The organism is Citrobacter sp. Cu096, assembly GCF_030332285.1.
Classification (GTDB): Bacteria; Pseudomonadota; Gammaproteobacteria; order Enterobacterales; family Enterobacteriaceae; genus Citrobacter; species Citrobacter meridianamericanus.
Window position 1 is genome coordinate 440,062 of sequence record NZ_JAOWID010000019.1, and the last position, 22,179, is coordinate 462,240.

A 22,179-nucleotide genomic window follows, 5' to 3' on the forward strand; every position below is an offset into this window, starting at 1 on the left:
GGAAAAGGGGAGCAGCCTTTATTTTTGTTTTCTGGCGCGATGGAAACCGTCGAGCATACCTTTAATCAGTGCCCCCGGCGTATCCCCCGTACTACATAAATAGAGATGCACGATGATAAATGCCACCATCACGACAGCCAAAGCGTAATGGAGCCAGGCCACAACCTGCTTACCCGGTAACGCAAACAGGGTTTCTGGCGTATAACCGGGGTACATCATCAGTAATCCGGTCACAATGAGCAGCGGCAATAACAGGAACATCACGCCAATATAGCCCAGTTGCTGGAGAATATTGAATTTAGCCGCTGGCGACGCATGTTCCGGGTGAGGTTCACCCCGGAAAATGCCATACAGGTAGTAACGAGTCTGACGGATAAGTCGCCCCGTAATACCCTGCCAGCGCACCTGATAATGATGCCCGTTGCCGCACATCGCCACCAGGATAAAACCCAGCCATATAACACACAGCGATACCCCTGCAATATTGTGTACATCAACCCACAGCGAGAATCGCGCACTCACCCAGTGCAAGGCACAGCCGCTGATAATTAGCACGGCAAAACAGAGTGCGTTCAGCCAGTGCCAGCAGCGAACAGGCAGCGTGTAGAGGTAACTTTTCTCCAGCGGCATATCTGCCTTGCGACGCGACATGATTAGCCGCCCCAAACCATGACAGAGTAGCAACACTACGAAGCCGCCCAGCGCCCAGGCAATGAAGCGATCGGCCTGACCGCTGCCGTTATTACCAATCATGTAGGTATCGGTAAATAACACACCATCTATCTGACGAACAGCGGGAACAGGAGGCGCCACCGCCGTCAGTTTTTCTCTAAGAGAGACATCATCAAATAATCCTTTCCCTAACAAGCTACCTGCCATGGCATTTTCATCAGGCGCGAACGTTTTTCGCCGAGCGGTTAGCAGCGTTCCATCGCCATGACACTGTACACAGCTGATGGCTTTTGAAGCAGGCAGAATACGATGCAAAGTGGTATCCGCAGCATCGGCATGGCAGTCGATGCAACGTAAACTGTTGAGATGTTCAGAAGCATAAGGCAACGCAGAGTGCGCCATATCCTGAGATGTAGATCTTTTCCCACCAGACAGCTGTGTAAAGACTCCCGCCCGCGAATGACAATTCGTGCACATCAAATTGTCGTCGGCAACCCGTTGTTTACCCGGATGGTTTAGTTCTCCCGCCGTCATGGTGTGCGCGTTATGGCATGAGGTACAAGAGAAGAGTCCTTTGGCTATCTTTTCACTGTGGACACTCTGCTGTACGGCATGCACCGTATCGCGCATGGCCACACCATGACAACTTTCGCAGTTTTGGTCGTCGCCCGGCTTCAGAACATGCGGGGTGACAGAAAATCCCTCGCTTCCGGGTTGACTCTGATGGCAGGCGATACACGGCACTTCACCATGCACGCTGTCGTGATATTTATCGGCAGAGACAACTAAATTCGCCTGCACTTTGTCCGTCGAGATCCCCTGAATATCGCCATCAGCGTGGCATGCCAGACAAGGTTGATTGAGCTGCGCTGCCGGCACTGGCGCACAATATCCCGACAGGGGTATCCATCCCACCAGCAGAAAGAATAGCCCTCTTGTTAATAATCCGCGCATGATGTCCCTCATGGCTTCATATCCGGGTATTTAAAGAGATGGCAATTATTACAATAAATTACCGAGGGTTTATGTTCGTTATGACAAGCGGTACAAGGAACATCTTTGCCGTAGTGCATTGAATCATGCGGGTTGGGCTCAGCATTCTTGTCATGCGGATTGGGTTGCGTTAACTCAGCAATCTGGTCGCGCGAACCGTGGCAACTCAGGCAGGACTTATCATTCGGCGCCGCGACGGGCGTGCTGGAACCGTGACATAACTGACATGACGTATTGCGTCCGGTGGACTCCAGTGAATGGTGATAAGGCTTGACGTTCATTGTATTCAGTTGCTGATGAAAAGCAGCTTCGTCGTCAGTCGCAGCGATGACCTGGGAAAAACCACCAATACACAGCAACAGCAGGGCTATCCATAATTTTGCCATATTAAATTCCCTCAACGTCAAAGGCTTCATCCGCAGCAGTTGCTGAGGCAACGCTAAGCCCCGCAATTCGGCCAAAAACCAGGCAATCCGCAACGGCGCAGCTCCCCAGACGACTTCCACCATGCGAACCTGCTGTCGCTTCTCCGGCAGCGTACAGACCGGGGATGGGTTTGCTATCAGCCGCGTTGAGTACCTCTGTGCGCATACTGATCTGCACACCACCCATGACATAGTGCACTTTAGGCCATACGCGTACGGCAACAAATGGCCCTTTGTCTAACGGAACCGCACGACTCACATCTTTTTTCATGCGATCGCCACCTTTGCGCGCAACGGCCGCATTGTAGGCCTCCACCTCTTCTTGCAGGACGTCGAAAGGTATGCCGAAATGCGCCGCCAACTGATCCAGTGAGTCAAACTGCCAGGCGACACCATAATGCAAGGCATGCTTCAGACTTTGAGCCAGTTTCGCACCTTCAAGCGTGGTGAAGCAGATGGGATAAAGTGGATCCCCTTTCTCATCCACCTGCGCCAGAATCCCCTCTTCACGCTCTTTACGATCAGCAAGCTCATTTGTGAAGCGATGACCAGAACGAGGGTTAACCATAATTCCGTTAGGAAAACCTGAGATGGTATTGAACTGCGAAACGTAGCCAAATCCGCGTTCGTCTGGCGAAGACCAGGGGCCTAGCTGGATAAGATCAAGCTGCACCGGCGTTGCGCCAATACGTAGCATTTGCACCAGACATTCCGACGTAGCACCAGGGTGGTTGGTGGAATCGACACGCTCATCCAGCATGGGGTTTTGCATTTTACGAAAACGCAGATCATTGGAAAAACCGCCAGAACACATCACCACGCCGTAACGCGCGCCGTAATGCCTTATCTTGCCGCTCTGTTCATCCGGAAAACGATAGCCGTCACGTACCGTCAGACCGATAACACGTCCTTGCGAATTTTGCAGAAAAGATTCCAGCTTGCATTGGGCGCGAAAAATAACGCCCATTTTCATGGCGGACTCTTTTAGCGGCCGAGTGATCCCCGCCCCGGAACTCTCTACCGTTTGCAACGTACGAGGGACAGAGTGACCGCCAAAATGCTGTACGAACGGTTTATATTTTACACCGTGTTGTAGGGTAAACTCATATGCAGCGGTCGTGTTGTTAACGAGAATCTTCAACTGGTCTTTATCATTTAGCCCACGCCCAGCTTTCAGCATGTCCTTAAACATCAACTCTGGTGAATCGACGATCCCTTCTTTTTTCTGCGCAGGCGATCCGGCTACGGCAACCGCACCGCCGTTAATCGCTGAGTTGCCACCAAAAACGGGCATCTTTTCAATCACCAGCACGCTGCGGCCAGCCTGAGCGGCTTCAAGTGCAGCAGCCAGTCCGGCAAAGCCGCTTCCGACAACGATCACATCATAGACTTTATGGTAACGAACCGACGAAGCCGGGGCACAGTTATCCTGCGCCAGCGCCTTTCCAGTCAGCGCCGTAAGTGCGCCGCCGGTCGCCAGGAGGGTACTTTTCGTCAAAAAGGCTCGCCGCGACGCATTAACGGTTTTTTTCATTGTCGTCATTTGCTCCCTGCTTGCGTACTGACCAGGGAACCGGAAGGAAACGATGCAACTAACGCGGATGAATCAGCAATGTTGTCAGTAAAAATCCTATCCTGCACAACAAACGGTACTTTTTCACGATAGGCGGCAAAGAGTTTGCCGGTCATCTCACCCAACTTCAGGTCAGGATTTTTCTGTTTCCGTAGATCGACAGCCTGACTGGCGTGCAACAGTTCCAGACCATAAATACTGCGCATATCATCCGCGATTTGACTCAATCGCTTGGACGCCCGGAGATTGTTGGTGTAGGTATCTTCAATCGTTCCCGCCATCGGTTGCCCATCCAGTGATACCGGGTTAACCAGGTCGCGAATATCCGCCAGTAACGCAACCTGTGGCTTCTGAATAGCGCCGAAGGCATGTCCCTGCTGATTGGTGTCGGAAGCGAGGAAACGACTCAGTCCGGTAAAATGATCGTCAGATAAATGCAAAGTGCGCTGCACGCTGTTATGCGCCAGATGTCCCATCGCCAAAGACAGATTCTGAATCGCCAGCGCCAGAGGCAGCGGTTCAAAATTAGAGGTCGGGAAAATCGCGCCGCTGAGGGTTTCGCCATTGGCCTCTTTTGCGCTCACGAAATACTGCTCAACCTGGCTATTTTCCGCCAAAGAACGATCGGCATTCACGATTACTGCGGGATTGTCGTCCGAGCTGTTCATCTGGATTTCCAGCATTTGCCAGGCTTCATTCCATTCGCGACGCGCTTCATTAAGCACAAATACCGTCGTACGGAAAGAGAGCGGGTCCTGCAAAGGACGTCCATCCTGATGTTGCCAGAGATAAGAACCCGTAAGCGCAGTTCGAATCGCTTCGGCAGTATCCTGAATGCCAGGGAAAGGTCTAACGCTTAAACTCTGGTACAGGAATGGCGCAACGTTACCATTCAGCGCTTCCAGTGATAAACCGAACACCGCCGGGGTGACGTTAATAATCTGTCTGGACTCCAGCAGAGCCTGCGCAGAATAAGCCGTTGATACTGCATTGGAAGAAAGAATCGACAGCGCATCTTTGCCGAGTGGTTCCAGCTTATCAATACCCGCCTGTTTCAGCGCTTTTGCCGAATCCATCTCGACACCTTTCACGCGAACGCGCCATTCACCAATCATCACATCGCCGATATGAGAGGCAAGCGTGATATCAGCTTCACCCACAGAGCCCCGTGAGGGCACGACGGGGGTAATGTGCTTATTGAGAAACTGCTGATACATTTTGGCAACCTGCGGTTGGGCGCCGGTATTTCCCGTTAACATCGTATTCAGGCGAATCACCATAGCCAGACGCACCAGTTCATCCGGCATGTCTGGACCAACGCCCGCCGCATGCGCATGCAGCGCGTTGATATTAAACTCACGAGAGGCCTGAATAACCTCCGGAGTCAGTTTTCCATGCGCATCAAACAAAGATTTGTCTTTATTGAGTCCCACTCCTACTGTCAGTCCGTAAACGGGAACGCCTTTTCCGGCAGCAATCATTAAAAGTTTATTGGCTTTATCGACGCGATCCATCGCAGTGGCAGCGATCTCAACCTGTTTTTCCCCCTGAGCAATGGCCCAGGCATCATCCAGTGTTAATGAATGACCATCCAGCGTCACGCTGGTGGTAGCGCTTGCGAATAGCGGAAAAAACAGAGAGATACAGAACGTCGCAATGACAGTCTTCTTCATTTCTAAACTCCTTTTAATAGAGATAAGAAACAGTAACGAAAAATGCCTGTGCGAAAGTTGAAATAGCCCCTGCATTTACTAAGGCTATTTTTGATATTTCAAAAAAACCAAAGTAAAAACATTTCAATCTGTTAACAGATAATTCACCAGAAGAAACCACAACTCGCTAAAACACGGGCATAAATTACAAAGATGATTTGTCCGCAGAGAGATAATTTTCAGGCTTGATATTTTGGGGCAGGAATAAAAGACAATCAGACAGGAAATGCTTCAGCCTTGATAACAAAGCCGAAGCATGTTCTACATTAATGCGCGTCGATAAACACAATCTTCAGTACAAACAGCAGCGCAACAACAATGACGCACGGGCTGAGATCGCGGAAACGTCCAGTACCGATTTTCATCACACAGTAGGAAATAAAGCCCAGTGCGATACCTTCGGTGATCGAGAAGCTAAACGGCATCATCACGGCGGTAATAAACGCCGGAACCGCTTCGGTCAGGTCTTCCCACTTCACGCGCGACAGGCTTGATGTCATCAGGACACCAACGTAAATCAGCGCACCGGCGGCGGCATATCCCGGCACCATTCCCGCCAGCGGCGACAGGAAGATAACCAGCAGGAACAGCAGGCCAACGACGACTGCAGTCAGGCCGGTACGGCCACCAACCGACACCCCGGAAGAGGATTCAATATAGGCAGTAACGGAAGAGGTACCAATAAACGCGCCGGTAACAGAGGACACGCTATCCACATACAGCGCCTGCTTCATGCGTGGGAACTTGCCCTTCGCGTCTGCCAGGCCGGCTTTATCCGTCACGCCAATCAGCGTACCGGAGGAGTCAAACAAGTTAACCAGCATGAACGAGAAAATCACGCCTGCAAGGCCAATGTTAAACGAACCGGCCAGGTCAACATGCCCGATAACCGACATCACGCTCGGCGGCGCGGAGACGATCCCGTTGTAATGGACATCACCCAGCATCCAGCCCAGCAGCGTGGTCACAATGATAGAAATCAGTACTGCTGCGTGAATGTTACGTGACGCCAGAATCGCAATGATAAAAAAGCCCAAAATACCGAGCAGCACGCTGTGGGACGTCAGGTTGCCAATCGACACCAGCGTGTCTTTGTTGGCGACGATAACGCCGGCGTTTTTTAGCCCCATCATACCGATGAACAGACCGATACCGCTGGTGATCCCCACGCGCAGGCTAACCGGGATGTTGGCAATCATCCAGTAACGTACGCGGAAAATTGTCAGTAGCAGCAAACCTACCGCACCCCAGAAGATTGCACCCATACCGATCTGCCATGACAGGCCCATCGCGCCAACGACCACGAAGGCAAAGAATGCGTTCAGGCCCATAGCAGGCGCAAGTGCGACCGGCAGGTTGGCAAAAAGCCCCATCAGGATGCTACCAAATGCAGCAATAAGGCAGGTGGTAACAAAGACGGCGCTGGTATCCATGCCAGCCACGCCAAGAATTTGCGGGTTAACAAAAACGATATACACCATCGTCAGGAAAGTGGTTAAACCGGCGATCACTTCGGTCCGTGCCGTTGTGCCATGTTCGCGCAGTTTGAACACGCGTTCCAGCATCCCCTGGCCAGAAGCCTGGGTTGTGTGTTGTTGACTCATTATCAATTTCCGAACAAGGAGGGAAAATTCGTCGCTATCCTATACCAAAATGCGACAATAGGGTTGGGTTATGAGCAACTTTTTTCATTGATTTTGCTTATACGGCAACGATTGCGTGGCGTAAATAAGCATGACGTAAACGTTAAACTAGCGATAAGAGGAAGGCATGTCCCAGATAGAAGCGGTATTTTTTGACTGCGACGGTACGCTGGTCGACAGTGAAGTGATCTGTTCCCGCGCGTATGTCGCCATGTTCCAGGAGTTCGGTATCAAACTCGATCTCGAAGAGGTGTTCAAACGCTTTAAAGGCGTAAAACTCTACGAAATCATCGATATCATCAACGAAGAGCACGGCGTTACGCTGGAGAAAGCCAATTTAGAGCCCGTTTATCGCGCTGAGGTCGCGCGCCTGTTCGACTCGGAACTGGAGGTTATCGCTGGGGCAAATGCTCTGCTGGACTGCATGACAGTACCGATGTGCGTAGTATCAAACGGTCCGGTCAGCAAAATGCAGCATTCGCTGGGTAAGCTGGGCATGTTGCACCATTTTCCTGATTTACTGTTCAGCGGCTACGATATCCAACGCTGGAAGCCCGATCCGGCCCTGATGTTCCATGCGGCAAAAGCAATGGATGTTAACGTTGAGAACTGCATTCTGATTGATGATTCCAGCGCAGGCGCGCAGGCGGGAATTGCCGCGGGGATGGAAGTGTTCTACTTCTGTGCCGATCCGCATAACAAACCGATCGAAAACCCAAAAGTCACGACCTTTACCGATCTGGCGCAGTTGCCGGAATTGTGGAAAGCGCGGGGTTGGAATATTACGCGTTAAGTTGAGATAGGGCGGGTAAGCGTTAACGCCACCCGCCACAAACATCACTCTTTCGGGTCTTTGCCCGCCAGCAGTTTATCAAGCTCATCTCCGCCCACGTGACGGAAGTCTTGTCCCTTCACGAAATAGAAGATGTATTCGCAGATATTCTGGCAGCGGTCACCGATACGCTCGATTGAACGTGCGCAGAACAGTGCGGTCAGTACGCTTGGAATGGTACGCGGGTCTTCCATCATGTAGGTCATCAGCTGACGCACGATGCCTTCATACTCCTGGTCGACTTTCTTATCTTCGCGATAAATACGTACCGCTTCGTCGAGATCCATACGCGCAAACGCATCCAGCACGTCATGCAGCATTTGTACGGTGTGACGGCCCAGCGACTCCAGGCTTACCAGCAACGGCTGATGCTGTTGCGAAAACTTCTCCAGCGCGGTGCGGCAAATTTTGTCGGCAACGTCGCCAATACGTTCCAGCTCGGCAATGGTTTTGATAATCGCCATCACCAGACGCAGGTCGCTGGCGGTAGGTTGACGCTTGGCGATGATGCGCACGCAGGCTTCGTCGATCGCCACTTCCATCATATTGACGTTCTTATCGCCTTCAATGACGCGCTTCGCCAGCTCGCTATCCTGATTGTGCATGGCGGTAATCGCATCAGAAAGCTGCTGCTCTACCATGCCCCCCATGGTCATCACCTGGGTACGGATGCTTTCCAGCTCTGCATTGAACTGGCCGGAAATATGTTTATTAAGGTTTAAATTGTCCATCATTTCTCCAGATGCCCGGGCATATCAACCGTAGCGGCCAGTAATGTAATCTTCAGTTTGTTTCTTCGCGGGCTTGGTGAACAGATCGTCCGTATTACTGAACTCAATCAACTCGCCCAGGTACATAAATGCCGTGTGATCGGAACAACGCGCAGCCTGCTGCATGTTGTGGGTAACGATAACAACGGTGTAATCTTCTTTCAGCTCAGTGATCAGCTCTTCAATACGCCCGGTAGAAATCGGGTCGAGCGCTGAACACGGCTCATCAAGCAGTAGCACTTCCGGGCGAATGGCAATACCGCGCGCAATACACAGACGCTGCTGCTGACCACCGGAGAGAGAGTACCCGCTCTGGTGTAATTTATCTTTGGTTTCATTCCACAATGCGGCCTTGGTCAATGCCCACTGCACACGCTCGTCCATATCCGCACGAGAGAGTTTCTCAAACAAACGTACGCCAAACGCGATGTTGTCGTAAATAGACATTGGGAACGGCGTCGGCTTCTGGAACACCATGCCGACTTTGGCACGCAGCAGCGCGATATCCTGGGTGTTGGTGAGAATATTGTCACCATCCAGCAGGATTTCACCTTCCGCACGCTGCTCTGGGTACAGCTCAAACATTTTGTTGAAAGTACGCAGCAGCGTCGACTTACCACAACCTGACGGCCCGATAAACGCTGTGACCTGGTTTTTCGCGATATCCAGGTTGATGTTCTTCAGGGCATGGAATTTGCCATAGTAGAAGTTCAAATCACGAACCTGAATCTTACTTGGGGCAGTATCAACCATACTCATTTCAATCTCTTCCTCATCCGGCGCCGCATCCGCCACGCCGTAAAAAATTAACCGTGTTTCTTCTTCGCGAAAATGACGCGCGCCAGAATGTTCAGCAGCAGTACGCACAGGGTAATAATCAGTACCCCAGCCCAGGCCAGTTGTTGCCACTCAGCAAACGGGCTCATTGCAAACTTAAAGATAGTGACCGGCAGGTTGGCAATTGGCTGCATCATGTCGGTGCTCCAGAACTGATTGGAGAGCGACGTAAACAGCAGCGGAGCCGTTTCACCGGCGATACGTGCAATAGCCAGCAGAACCCCTGTAATGATGCCCGAGACAGACGCCTTCAGGGTGATTGCAGAAATCATCTTCCACTTCGGCGTACCCAGCGCATAGGCGGCTTCACGCAGGCTATCCGGCACCAGCTTGAGCATGTTCTCTGTGGTACGAATAACAATAGGCACCTGCAGCAGCGCCAGCGCGATTACGCCCGCCCAGCCGGAGAAATGCTCCATTTTTGCTACTACGATGGTATAAACGAACAGACCGACCACGATGGATGGCGCAGAAAGCAGAATGTCGTTGATAAAGCGGATGACCTCAGCCAGCCAGGACTTACGCCCATACTCCGCCAGGTAGATACCCGCCATAATACCAAGCGGGGTACCAAACACGGTCGCCCACAGAATCAACAGACCGCTACCGGCCAGGGCGTTCGCCAGACCACCACCCGCCGTATTCGGCGGCGGCGTCATTTCGGTGAACAGCGCCAGCGACATACCGTCAATACCACGGGTGATCGTGGACATCAGGATCCAGATCAACCAGAACAAACCGAACGCCATGGTCGCCATTGAGAGCGTCAGCGCGATGCGGTTCTTCAGGCGACGACGCGCCTGCATTTTACGACGGGATTCCGCAAGCTGAGCGGTGTTTTGCATTTCAAGCGTAGCCATTAGCGTGCCCCCTCGTTCTTCGCAAGGCGCATGATCATGAACTTAGATGCCGCCAGCACGATGAAGGTGATCACAAACAGAATCAGACCCAGCTCCATCAACGCGGCAACGTGCAGCCCAGATTCCGCTTCGGCAAATTCATTCGCCAGCGCAGAGGTAATACTGTTGCCCGGCATGTACAGCGAGGCGCTATCGAGCTGGTAGGTGTTGCCGATGATAAAGGTGACCGCCATGGTTTCACCGAGCGCACGGCCCAGACCGAGCATCACGCCGCCGATCACGCCATTTTTGGTGAACGGCAGGACGATGCGCCAGATAACTTCCCAGGTGGTGCAACCGATGCCATAGGCTGACTCTTTCATCAGCACCGGCGTTTGTTCGAATACATCGCGCATTACCGCCGCAATGTACGGGATGATCATGATGGCGAGTATCACGCCAGCCGCCAGAATACCGATCCCAAATGCCGGGCCGGAGAACAGCGCGCCAACAAACGGAATGTTGGAAAGGATGTTTCCGACCGGTTCCTGGAAATAAGTCGCAAACAGAGGGGCAAAAATAAACAACCCCCACATGCCGTACACGATACTTGGAATTGCCGCCAGCAGTTCAATAGCGATGCCCAGCGGGCGACGCAGCCAGCCAGGAGCAAGTTCAGTCAGGAACAGCGCAATGCCGAAACTCACCGGAACGGCAATCAGCAACGCAATAAGTGAGGTAACCAGCGTACCGTAAATCGGTACTAAAGCACCGTAGATATCGTTCGGCGCATCCCATTCTTTAGTCCACAAGAATGCGAAGCCAAATTTTTGGATACTTGGCCAGGAGGAGATGACCAGGGAGACAATAATGCCACCCAACATCAATAGTACAATCAGCGCAGCCAGTCTTACCAGCGCGCTGAAGATCATGTCACCTTTTTTACCCGGTGGGTTAAAAGCAGGCTTGGTTGCAGCCATAAATCACTCTTTAAGTTTGGGCCAGGAAGCACGCATTTTATCGTGCTTCCCGGCTAACGTAATGCCATACCCTAAATAATTCGAGTTGCAGCAAGGCGGCAAGCTTGTGACAAATTCGTCAGGAACGAATTTGAACAGCCGGAGGCTGCCTTCGGTGAGGGACAAGGATGTCCCTCATTAATCCCCAGGAGCATAGATTCAATATGTGACTGGGGTGAACAAACACAGCCAACACCGCTGCGACTCGAAGTATGACGGGTATTTAGTACAGCGCTTTACCGCTGCTGTCTTTCACGTTGGTCTTCCATGCAGCACGAACCTGCTCAACCACGCTGTCCGGCAGGCTGGCGTAATCCAGGTCGTTAGCCTGTTTGCCGCCGTTTTTGTACGCCCAGTCGAAGAACTTCAGCACTTCTGCGCTCTGCTCTGGTTTCTTCGACTCTTTATGTACCAGAATGAAGGTGGTGGAAGTGATTGGCCACGCGTCGTCACCTTTCTGGTTAGTCAGATCCTGAGCGAAGGTTTTGCTCCAGTCAGCGCCTTTTGCGGCGTTAGCGAAGCTCTCTTCGGTCGGGCTTACCGGTTTACCGTCAGCAGAAACAAGCTTGGTGTACGCCAGGTTATTCTGCTTAGCGTAAGCGTACTCAACGTAGCCGATAGAGCCCGGCAGACGCTGTACGAACGCGGCGATACCGTCGTTACCTTTACCACCCAGACCGGTCGGCCAGTTAACAGTAGAGCCGGAACCAATTTTAGATTTCCACTCTTCGTTTACTTTTGCCAGGTAGCTGGTGAAGACGAAGGAAGTACCGGAGCCGTCAGCACGACGCACAACGGCGATATTCTGTGAAGGCAGTTTCAGACCCGGATTCAGTTTGGTGATGGCTTCATCATCCCACTTTTTAATTTTACCGAGGTAGATGTCGCCCAGCGTTTTACCGTCCAGCACCAGCTCGCCGGATTTCAGCCCAGGGATGTTCACCGCCAGCACCACGCCACCGATCACGGTCGGGAACTGGAACAGGCCTTCTTGCGCCAATTTTTCGTCAGATAACGGGGCATCAGAGGCGCCGAAATCAACGGTATTGGCCGTAATTTGTTTTACACCACCGGAGGAGCCGATACCCTGGTAGTTTACTTTGCTACCGGTCTCTTTCTGATAGGTATCTGCCCATTTGGCATACACTGGCGCAGGAAAGGTTGCACCTGCACCTGTCAGGCTCGCTGCAGCAAACGCAGAGAACGCGCTCATGGATAAGGTCGCGGCGACAACAGTTGCGACAGTGGTACGCATAACTTTCATAATGTCTCCTGCACGGTTTTCGTAAATTGTTGTTTGAGTTGCTACTGTGAGCAAAATAGGACAAACAGGTGACAGTTAAATGTACGAAATATGACAGTTTTATGACAACGAAAAACGTTCTTTTAACTACATGAAAAAATTGAAATTAATTCATATGATATTCGTGGAAATGCCATTTTTTTTGCGACGAATGAGGTCCGGGCGGGGAAATATGACAGCGACTGTCATAAACAGCCGCCCCATGAAAGATCAGTTTTTTATTTCCACAATGATGGTAGCCTCAGCGGTAAAGATACCCGGCTGTGGTCGTGTGCTGGTGGTGCTGGCTGGCGCGGCTGAAAAATTAAACTCCCCCGTCTCACGTCCTGAGACGATTCGCCCCATGTCAATGTCCATGAGTCCGCCGTTAACATCGGTGGCATTGCCATACTCATCATACATAATGATCCCAACATTGGGATTGTCTGTGCTAATCACCTTAGATAACGATCCGGACTGCATGGCATGCAGCGACATATCAATATTTTGTCCGGTAGACATGCCCGTACATTTAACCGCCACCTTCACCGGGATTTTTCGGCTCGTTATCGCCGTGCCCGGCACACTGCTGAACTCTGAAGCGGGGATTTTGTTAAAATCGACGACAATAGTCTGTCCGCCGTTGATTTCACACTCCTGAGGTGCGGTGATATCGCCGGAAATATACACATCAGCCAGCGGGCGAGCATAATCAATGGGTGTATCATTACTGATCGTCGCATATAACCGACTCATTAGCGTTGGCGGAATAGTAACAGTTCCAATAAAGGGTTCCCGGATATAAAAATAAATGGTTGCGGAGTCACCGCTCGTAAAATCAAGGGGCTGAACACGGCCACAGTCATAATAGGTTCCTTGATGAATATTCTGTTCCATTTCGAAAGGCGCATTAATTTTCCCTCGCCCCAACACTTCTATCGCAATACCCACGTCAAGGTAGTCATTCAGTTGATAATAATGAACACCGCTGCGTACAGCCGTAGGTGTCAGAGCCTCATTCATGATGGCAGTATAATAAATGTAATAAAACCGAGCGGATTTACCCAGAGAGCATTCACAATGCCCGGGATAACTATCTGATGTCGATGTCGGAAAGTTAAACGTCTGGCCTTTTTTGTTCTGCACTGTGCTTATTTTTTTACCATAAAAGGGTAATACACTATGAAACGGCGTACCTGACGAGGTAACACACATACCTTTATTTGCTTCAGCCATTACGGGATCTGACATCAATATCAGAGGAAACAGCAACGCTAAATAGTTTTTTTTCATTGTAAAATCCCTTTAATGACACGCGGTATTAAGCTGAACTAAACTCGTATCCTGCGGTTTAGCTGTAAATGAGTAATGTGCCATACATTTGTCCGTGGCATTATTTCCCCAGCTTAATGCGAAATCACCCTCTTCCGGCATCCCGGCAAGATACACTTCGCCGTTATCGCCCACAATGCCCGTCACCGTACCGGCTTCCAGTTCAGCCGAAACCATCGAACCAAATGGCGCGGGCTTGCCATTGGCTAACGTTACCGTAAACAGCACGCGATATCCCACATGGGTAACAAATGTTGCTTTCACCACCGCACCGCGCGTCGGCACCAGATTCACCACCGTGTTATCCAGCTCAACATTGGCGCGCGAGAAGTAGCGGCTGTCGATGGCGACCCGGTTTTCACCGTAGGCATTCATCTGGGTTTTCACCGTATAACCCCGCCAGTCGGTCGACACGCCGCCTTCATTTTCCACTGATAGCCCTGCCGCGCCAGGCGCTTCCACCAGTGCAACCGTTTCTCCCAGTTCCTGTGAGAACGTCACACCGCTGCCATGTACCAGAATGCCGCCACGAGCGCCATAGTTAAAGGTTTGAGTGTCGCGGCTCCAGGCATAGCTGCCGTTAATGGAACCATAAGTGCCATCATAGTCGAGGCTAGCATTGCTGCTGTAGGCGGCGTTATCCGCGTTATTCCAGGCGCCCTGAACGTTATAAGAGAGGTTGCGATCTTCCAGCAGCGTACCGCCGATCCCCGCCTGTATGGAACTGTCATGGTGATTATTCTGCATCATGGAGTAGTCGACGTAGCTGTTCGTCATACTTCCTGACAGCGGGAAGGAGAGTGTAAGCATAACCGTCTGTTCGTGGTCGTTATTATTCTCGTTTGCGTAACCATTATTGTTAGCGTAGTAGGTGCCAACCGAGTCGATATAATTCCATGAAAGGTTCCATGACACTGTTCGCCAGCGATTGCTATAGCCAAACTGCACCATGCGATCGACGGCGTTGGTCTTCCAGTACTCCTGGCGGCTTAACGTTAAATAAAGACTGCCATACCCGTTGGGAAATGCTTGCGTCCAGGTACCTTCAAGCCGGCTGCGCCGGTTCCCGGTGTTCCAGAAATTTTCGCTGTCGTTCTGACGAGAGGCCCACTCATTGAGTGAGTAGTATCCCTGCGTTGAATAGCGGTAGCCCACCAGGCGGAAAGTGGTATCGGTATTATCGAAGCGTTTAGAGTAGAGAAAACGATAAGATTGCCCTTTTTCATCATCGCTATCGTCAAAATGAGAATGCGCCTGAGTCACGTCAAATGAGAGCGCGCCGAGTGAGCCCATATCTTTACCAATGCCTAGCGCAACGGCAGAGTAATCCTGCGCGATTTGCGTGCCGCCATAGGCAGTGATACCCCACGGTAGGCCGCGCAGAATCTGTGCCTGGGCAACCTTGGGTCTGAAATGGTTTTCATCGCGCATTTCCCCCACGCTTATATCAACGTCGGTTTGCCCTTCTCGCTTCATAATCGCTAGCGTGGAGTAGGGTTGGGTAAAATGCTGTTCGCTACCGTTTTCTTCTTTGATGGTCACGTCCAGATCGCCACCGGTGCTGGTGGTGTTAAGATCGGTGATCTCAAATGCTCCCTGAGGCACAGCCGATTGATAAATCACATAGTTATTCTGACGAATAGTGACCGTGGCGTTACTTTTAGCAATACCGCGCACCACCGGTGCAAAGTTGTTCAGATTCGACGGCAGCATGTCGTCGTCAGTGTAAAGTCTGACACCGCGGATCTGGGTGCCGTCAAATACATCGCTCGCCGTCCAGGTGTCGCCAGCCATTATCTGGCTACGCAGGGTGGCGATATCGCGTTGCACGTAGTTGTTGGCAGAGCGAACATCAATGCTGCTGTTGGTGGCATTCACCGTGCTGTAGTTACGAAAACGCCACGCGCCGATATTCAGCCCGTTTCGCAGATTCAGGTAGTAGGTATCGTCATCTTCCGAACCGTAATTTGATTTAAGGGTATGCGAGCCGGAAAAATCATAGTTGACCATTAGGGCGTTAATACCTTCATCCCAGCGGGAGGGAGGAATATAACCCTGAGCGGTTGAATCAAGGTAAATTTGCGGCACGGAGATATTTAATGCCAGCGCATTGGCATCAAATACCCATTTAGATCCCTCAACCAGCGGCATCGGGTTGACGCAGGCGCTGTTATCGACATCGTTGAGCGTTTTTAACGCCTCGACTTTCACGCCAAGAGCAGACAACGCCTCTTTCACGGCCACAAAACACGGATGAAGTTCCGACTCGGGAGGGTCCTGTACAAAGCGAATAGTTTGTGGCTCAAAGGCTTTGCCGTTCACCACCACATCAACTTTATATTCCCCAGGCGGCTGCATATTCGCGCGATTAAACTGGCGAATATCAATATCCACCGGGTGGTCAATTTCCAGCAGTCGTGGGTTAAATGAATACCCCTGTGCGTCAACCTGAGTTGCCGCACATAAACACGCACCGGAAATAAGTACGGGAAAAAGACGTGAGCCTGGCATAAAACTCCTTCTCAAGACCATCACAACGCTTGTTTCTGAGCCTTGCTCACTGCGCCAGTATCATAGATAAAGCGCCAGTCCAGTGAATGGCCGCCGCTGCCAGAAGGCAAAGGCAGGGTTAAGGTTTCAAAGGGGCGAATCATATTGAGCGGTACATCTTTTCCATCAATCAGCACATCCATGATATTGATATGAATAGGGTTGTTATTCTTAACAATCAGGTTATTTCCCTGCTTATGCCATTTCACGTTGGCAACGGCTTTTTCCGGCGTGAGCGTAATGCCCGCCGGGCGCCAGAAAAGTTTGATTTTGGTTTTCACCGCAATTTCCAGCTTACTGCTGTCTTTGTCGGTGCTGGTAGGGGGAATATTTTTCACACTCAGCCAGAAAAAAGATTCGCAATCTTTCGGTAAATCACCGGCAGTTTTAATTATTCGCAGGATCTTTTCCTGGCTGGCTTCCAGGCGAGACACCGGAGGAACAACAGTAAAAGGAGGTTTACTTTTATCTTTACTGTCAAACGGCTCAACCCATGCCTGAATAAGATAGGGAAGCTCAGTCTCTTTGTTATAAATAGAGATCGTTGTATCCATCTCACTGCCGGGGAAAATAACTCGCGTACCACCAATCACGATCCCCGCAAAACAGGATGAAATATTAACCAATAACAGTGCAGCAATGATTCCTTTCAGTAACCGCATAATCACAACAATTTCTCCTTAAAAAGACGCCCACTGTTCATAATTTTTATCAACATGAGCGTCATTCATTTCATGATTGTCTATTACTTGGTGTAAATAACGGTGAACTGCGTATCGGCGTTCGCGGTACCCGGCGTTACAGTCGCAGAAGTTGCAATATAACGCGCGATAAATGGCATAGAGGCCTTCCCTGAAGAAATAGTCACAGGGGTAGAATCGTCGCCAATTTTGAGATGGGAGTTATCGCTGCTGTTATAAAGACGAATCGCCACGCCGGTTGCCGCCGCTGCGGTACCTGTTCCCGTAAAATCGCCCGGCGCTGTCGATTCCACGGGGAACCCTACCGTTACGTCGCCATCGGCATTGCCTTTAAATGTACCGTTTGTATCAACGGCATCAAAGCGAACGGCAGCCTTGGTATAAGTTGCCGGACATTTATCCAGATCAATATGGAAATTAGCTGGCGCAGCCGTGCTGCCGACGCCGGTAAATGCGGTTTTATTAACTTTCCCGAGTTTGACAGTTTGATTTGCTGTCTCCGTCGTCACTTCGCAGGTGCTGTCGATAACTTCGCCAGTGAAGTGAACATTCCCATCATTTGCAATAGCATAACCAGCAGACAGGCTAAAGGATAAAATTAATACGCGAGAAATTGAATTAAGTTTCATTATGACACTACCAATAATATTATATATTTGCGTTCCATTTAAAATAATGAAACACGCTATCCCTACGGCAGCAATAATACTCAACCTGTCACAATAAGCAATTAAATCAATATTAATTAAACAAGTTTAAATATAAGCAAAATAAAATAAACACAAAAAAACAATACTTACTTTTATAATATTAGCACGAGATATACAATCAATTCAAAACAGACACTTGTTTTCATGTGATTTTCAGATTTAATTTACATAAAACACAATGATAATTCATAAAGTAAATTAATAAAAAATTAACAACAATTTTTTATATCAATTAAAAACACAAATAAACAAACAGGTATAAAAAAAACAAATAAAATACAAAAAAGTAGTTATTTATAATAACAACCAAAACATAGTGTTTTGTATGCAGACATAAAAAAAGCCACCGGAATCCCGGTGGCTTATGTTGGCTCAAAGCATTACTCTACAGTAACTGATTTCGCCAGGTTACGCGGCTGATCCACGTCGGTGCCTTTAATCAGCGCCACGTGATACGCCAGCAGTTGCAGCGGAACTGTGTAGAAGATGGGTGCAATCACCTCTTCCACATGCGGCATCTCAATGATGTGCATGTTTTCGCTGCTGGTAAAGCCTGCATCCTGATCGGCAAAGACGTACAGCTGACCGCCACGCGCGCGAACTTCTTCAATGTTAGATTTCAGTTTTTCCAACAGTTCGTTGTTCGGTGCGACCACGATAACCGGCATATCAGCATCAATCAGCGCCAGCGGACCGTGCTTCAGTTCGCCTGCGGCATATGCTTCAGCGTGAATATACGAGATCTCTTTCAGCTTCAGCGCGCCTTCCAGCGCGATGGGGTACTGATCGCCACGGCCAAGGAACAGCGCATGGTGTTTGTCAGAGAAACCTTCCGCCAGAGCAGCAATGCGCTTGTCCTGAGACAGCATCTGCTCAATACGACTCGGCAGCGCCTGCAGACCGTGAACGATCTCCTGCTCAATAGACGCATCCAGGCCTTTCAGACGAGACAGTTTCGCCACCAGCATCAGCAGAACAGTCAGCTGGGTGGTAAATGCCTTCGTGGAGGCCACACCGATTTCGGTACCGGCATTGGTCATCATCGCCAGGTCAGATTCACGCACCAGAGAGGAGCCCGGAACGTTACAGATAGCCAGCGATCCCAGATAGCCCAGCTCTTTAGATAAGCGCAGGCCCGCCAGGGTATCCGCCGTTTCACCGGACTGAGAAAGGGTAATCATCAGGCTGTTACGACGCACAGCAGATTTACGATAGCGGAATTCGGAAGCGATTTCGACATCACAAGGAATACCCGCCAGCGATTCAAACCAGTAGCGGGACACCATACCGGAGTTGTACGACGTACCGCAGGCGATAATCTGGATATGTTCAACCTGAGACAGCAGCTCGTTGGCACGCGAACCCAGCTCGCTTAAATCCACTTCACCGTGGCTAATGCGCCCGGTCAGCGTATTTTTAATCGCGTTCGGCTGTTCGTAGATCTCTTTCTGCATGTAGTGGCGATAAATACCTTTTTCGCCCGCGTCATACTGCAGATTCGATTCGATATCCTGACGTTTCACTTCTGCGCCAGACTTGTCGAAAATAGAGACAGAACGACGGGTCACTTCCGCGATGTCGCCCTCTTCCAGGAAGATAAAGCGACGGGTTACCGGCAGCAGCGCCAGCTGGTCGGAAGCGATAAAGTTCTCACCCATGCCCAGACCAATGACCAGCGGGCTACCAGAACGGGCCGCCAGCAGAGTTTCTGGGTTACGGGTATCCATGATCACTGTGCCGTAGGCACCGCGCAGCTGCGGAATAGTACGCAGCACGGCTTCACGCAGCGTTCCACCCTGTTCCAACTCCCAGTGCACCAGGTGAGCAATCACTTCGGTGTCGGTTTCAGAAACAAAGGTATAGCCACGGGTTTTCAGCAGTTCACGCAGTGGTTCATGGTTTTCAATGATGCCGTTATGCACCACAACAATGTGTTCAGAAACATGGGGATGCGCGTTCGCTTCTGAAGGTTCACCGTGTGTTGCCCAACGGGTATGAGCGATACCTGTACCACCATGCAGCGGATGTTCTTCCGCAGCAGCAGTCAGCATCTGAACTTTACCCAGACGACGCAGACGAGTCATGTTACCTTCAGCATCGACGACGGCCAGACCAGCAGAGTCATAACCACGATATTCCAGACGACGTAAACCTTCGAGAAGGATTTCAGCTACATCACGCTGCGCGATAGCGCCAACAATTCCACACATATTTTTTGATTCCGAATTTAGGCATTATGCCTGTCGTTGTCGCTGACCTGTATTTGCCCTTTCCGGGCGCCCCGAGCCTTGTAGAGAGTGGGGTTATTTTTATAGGTATTACTAGTGGGCGGGAGATATATGTTTATCTCCTCGTCCCTTATCTGCCGAATAAACACGTATGCCATTCGGCAAAAAACTAAATTACTTCTTCTTCACCGGACGCTGCCAGCCCTGTTTATGGACCTGCGGTACACGGCTTAATACCAGTTCGTTATCGGCGACATTACGCGTAACAGTGGTCCCGGCGGCAATGGTCGCACCTTTACCCACAGTGACAGGCGCTACCAACTGAGTATCCGAACCCACAAACACATCATCACCAATAATGGTTTTAAATTTATTAGCACCATCGTAGTTGCAGGTGATCGTCCCTGCACCGATGTTCACGTTATCGCCAATTTCCGCATCGCCCAGGTAGGTCAGATGACCGGCTTTGGAGCCTTTACCCAGACGCGCTTTTTTCATTTCAACGAAGTTACCCACGTGTGCGCCTTCCTGCAGCTCAGCACCTGGGCGCAGACGCGCGAATGGACCGATGGTGCAAGCAGCTTCCAGATGGGCATCTTCCACCACACTGTATGGGCTAAGCTCGCAACCCTCACCAATAACGCTGTTTTTGATGATGCAGCCAGCGCCAATCTTGACGCGATCCCCAACGGTTACGTTACCTTCAATGATAACGTTAGTATCAATTTCAACATCTCGCCCGTGAATAAGCGTACCGCGAAGATCAAAACGTGCCGGATCGCGCAGCATCACGCCCGCCAGCAGCAGTTTTTCTGCCTGCTCGGACTGATAAACACGTTCCAGACGGGATAGCTGAAGACGGTTATTCACCCCTTCTGTTTCGCTAATGCGTGCTGGATGTACTGCAGCAATTTCACGTCCTTCCTGATACGCCATCGCAATGATATCGGTGATGTAATATTCACCCTGAGCATTATTATTGGTCAGTCTGGACAGCCAGCGCTTCATGTCAGCACCGTTGGCAATCAGGATACCAGTGTTTATTTCCTGGATTTGACGTTGCTCGTCGGTGGCATCTTTATGCTCGACGATACCCGTGACGTTGCCGTTATCGCGGGTAATTCGCCCATAGCCGGTTGGGTCATCGAGTTTTACCGTTAGCAAGCCAATGCCGCCCTGCGGTTTCGCTTCACGCAGGTGACGTAACGTTTCGGTGGAAATCAGCGGCACATCGCCATAGAGCATTAAAATGTCTTCGTCATCACCAAAGAATGGCGCCGCCTGCTGCATCGCATGGCCGGTACCCAACTGCTCCGCCTGCAGAACCCAGTTCAGGTTGCCATCCTTCAGCGTTTGCTTGAGCAAATCACCACCGTGTCCGTAGACCAGATGTACGTGAGTCGCACCTAATTCATTAGCTGCATCAATGACATGCTGAACCATCGGTTTTCCTGCGAGGGTATGCAGCACTTTAGGGAGATCGGAATACATACGCGTGCCTTTGCCTGCGGCAAGGATCACGACGCTCATAGCATTATTCAACATACACGTCCTGACTGTAATTTGAGAACGAATTTATACCGTTTCACATTGAAAATACTACATTTTTTTCAGCGTAAAATGGACCGAAGATAAAACGTTCAATCGGGGAAATTCCCCATCTGATAACTCACCATTTTCGTCTATATCAGTGTCTTTTGTCTTCAAAAAACCTGGGACCTGCTCTTATTAAAGCCTTAGGTTAATGTTTTTGCTATTTTTTTACCGCATGAATAAAGAGTTACGAATGCATGGTCCGATTTTATTTTGTGATTCAGTGAGAAACCGAAAATGCGTAAGCAAAAATAAACATTTGAGGCAGAGGAGTAGGGGGAGGGGATTTATTACAACAAGGGGCGCTGGCTGATAAACCGTATCAAGCATCGCGCCACAGGACATGCAGGTAAAGGCTAAAAGCTCATATTGCTGAACATGGCGATGATTTTATTGAGTAATTTCATGTTGGCATCTCTTTTTATCCGAGTTCATTTTGTGACATACATCACATAAAAAAGAGTCTAC

At 50.4% G+C, this 22,179-nt stretch carries 17 protein-coding genes; 1 reads left to right on the top strand and 16 read right to left on the bottom strand.

What is annotated here, in order from left to right:
- Positions 1-18: 18 nt before the first annotated feature.
- From phsC to adeP, 5 genes are all read right to left on the bottom strand, one after another.
- On the bottom strand, positions 19-1,626 hold the full coding sequence (gene phsC / locus OGX99_RS06145) for a thiosulfate reductase cytochrome B subunit (RefSeq protein WP_286542980.1): 1,608 nt from the start codon (positions 1,624-1,626) through the stop codon (positions 19-21).
- Positions 1,627-1,634: 8 nt separating this feature from the next.
- The gene (locus tag OGX99_RS06150) at positions 1,635-2,051 is read right to left on the bottom strand and encodes a cytochrome c3 family protein (protein WP_151217164.1); all 417 of its coding nucleotides are present in this window, start codon (positions 2,049-2,051) and stop codon (positions 1,635-1,637) included.
- Between the two features lies 1 nt (position 2,052).
- Complete coding sequence (locus OGX99_RS06155) at positions 2,053-3,633, bottom strand: flavocytochrome c (RefSeq protein WP_261990574.1); 1,581 nt, start codon at positions 3,631-3,633, stop codon at positions 2,053-2,055.
- Complete coding sequence (locus OGX99_RS06160) at positions 3,630-5,336, bottom strand: HAL/PAL/TAL family ammonia-lyase (RefSeq protein WP_278238229.1); 1,707 nt, start codon at positions 5,334-5,336, stop codon at positions 3,630-3,632. The genes OGX99_RS06155 and OGX99_RS06160 overlap by 4 nt, the downstream gene beginning before the upstream one ends.
- A 305-nt stretch (positions 5,337-5,641) precedes the next feature.
- Positions 5,642-6,979 carry an adenine permease AdeP gene (adeP, locus tag OGX99_RS06165; protein ID WP_003840586.1) on the bottom strand — a complete coding sequence of 446 codons (1,338 nt, stop codon included), beginning with the start codon at positions 6,977-6,979 and terminating at the stop codon, positions 5,642-5,644.
- A gap of 166 nt (positions 6,980-7,145) precedes the next feature.
- On the opposite strand from adeP, the gene yieH reads away from it, so the two are divergent.
- Entirely contained in the window at positions 7,146-7,811 is a 666-nt protein-coding gene (yieH, locus tag OGX99_RS06170) for a 6-phosphogluconate phosphatase (protein ID WP_286542983.1), read from the top strand.
- Between the two features lie 44 nt (positions 7,812-7,855).
- Here yieH and phoU read toward each other — a convergent pair whose 3' ends face one another.
- The 11 genes from phoU to glmU form a co-directional block, all read right to left on the bottom strand.
- Positions 7,856-8,581: a phosphate signaling complex protein PhoU gene (gene phoU, locus OGX99_RS06175; protein WP_003023824.1), complete on the bottom strand. Its 726-nt coding sequence runs from the start codon at positions 8,579-8,581 to the stop codon at positions 7,856-7,858.
- Positions 8,582-8,605: 24 nt separating this feature from the next.
- Positions 8,606-9,379 (bottom strand): phosphate ABC transporter ATP-binding protein PstB, encoded by a 774-nt coding sequence (pstB, locus tag OGX99_RS06180; RefSeq protein ID WP_181695151.1) that lies wholly within the window; start codon positions 9,377-9,379, stop codon positions 8,606-8,608.
- A 47-nt stretch (positions 9,380-9,426) separates the two neighbouring features.
- Positions 9,427-10,317 carry a phosphate ABC transporter permease PstA gene (gene pstA / locus OGX99_RS06185; protein WP_003023819.1) on the bottom strand — a complete coding sequence of 297 codons (891 nt, stop codon included), beginning with the start codon at positions 10,315-10,317 and terminating at the stop codon, positions 9,427-9,429.
- Positions 10,317-11,276 (bottom strand): phosphate ABC transporter permease PstC, encoded by a 960-nt coding sequence (gene pstC, locus OGX99_RS06190; protein WP_151217169.1) that lies wholly within the window; start codon positions 11,274-11,276, stop codon positions 10,317-10,319. Before pstC ends, pstA begins: the two co-directional genes overlap by 1 nt.
- A 262-nt stretch (positions 11,277-11,538) precedes the next feature.
- Positions 11,539-12,579, bottom strand: coding sequence for a phosphate ABC transporter substrate-binding protein PstS (pstS, locus tag OGX99_RS06195; protein WP_003023814.1), 1,041 nt, complete (start codon positions 12,577-12,579; stop codon positions 11,539-11,541).
- A 249-nt stretch (positions 12,580-12,828) separates the two neighbouring features.
- Positions 12,829-13,890 carry a fimbrial protein gene (locus OGX99_RS06200; RefSeq protein ID WP_286539516.1) on the bottom strand — a complete coding sequence of 354 codons (1,062 nt, stop codon included), beginning with the start codon at positions 13,888-13,890 and terminating at the stop codon, positions 12,829-12,831.
- Between the two features lie 12 nt (positions 13,891-13,902).
- Entirely contained in the window at positions 13,903-16,440 is a 2,538-nt protein-coding gene (locus OGX99_RS06205; protein WP_286542985.1) for a fimbria/pilus outer membrane usher protein, read from the bottom strand.
- Positions 16,441-16,460: 20 nt separating this feature from the next.
- Entirely contained in the window at positions 16,461-17,141 is a 681-nt protein-coding gene (locus OGX99_RS06210; protein WP_286542987.1) for a fimbrial chaperone, read from the bottom strand.
- Between the two features lie 83 nt (positions 17,142-17,224).
- Positions 17,225-17,809, bottom strand: a complete 585-nt coding sequence (locus tag OGX99_RS06215; protein ID WP_151224055.1) for a chaperone-usher fimbrial major subunit — start codon at positions 17,807-17,809, stop codon at positions 17,225-17,227.
- Between the two features lie 461 nt (positions 17,810-18,270).
- Positions 18,271-20,100, bottom strand: coding sequence for a glutamine--fructose-6-phosphate transaminase (isomerizing) (gene glmS / locus OGX99_RS06220; protein WP_003023813.1), 1,830 nt, complete (start codon positions 20,098-20,100; stop codon positions 18,271-18,273).
- A gap of 192 nt (positions 20,101-20,292) precedes the next feature.
- Positions 20,293-21,663: a bifunctional UDP-N-acetylglucosamine diphosphorylase/glucosamine-1-phosphate N-acetyltransferase GlmU gene (gene glmU, locus OGX99_RS06225; RefSeq protein WP_151224047.1), complete on the bottom strand. Its 1,371-nt coding sequence runs from the start codon at positions 21,661-21,663 to the stop codon at positions 20,293-20,295.
- Between the last annotated feature and the right edge of the window lie 516 nt (positions 21,664-22,179).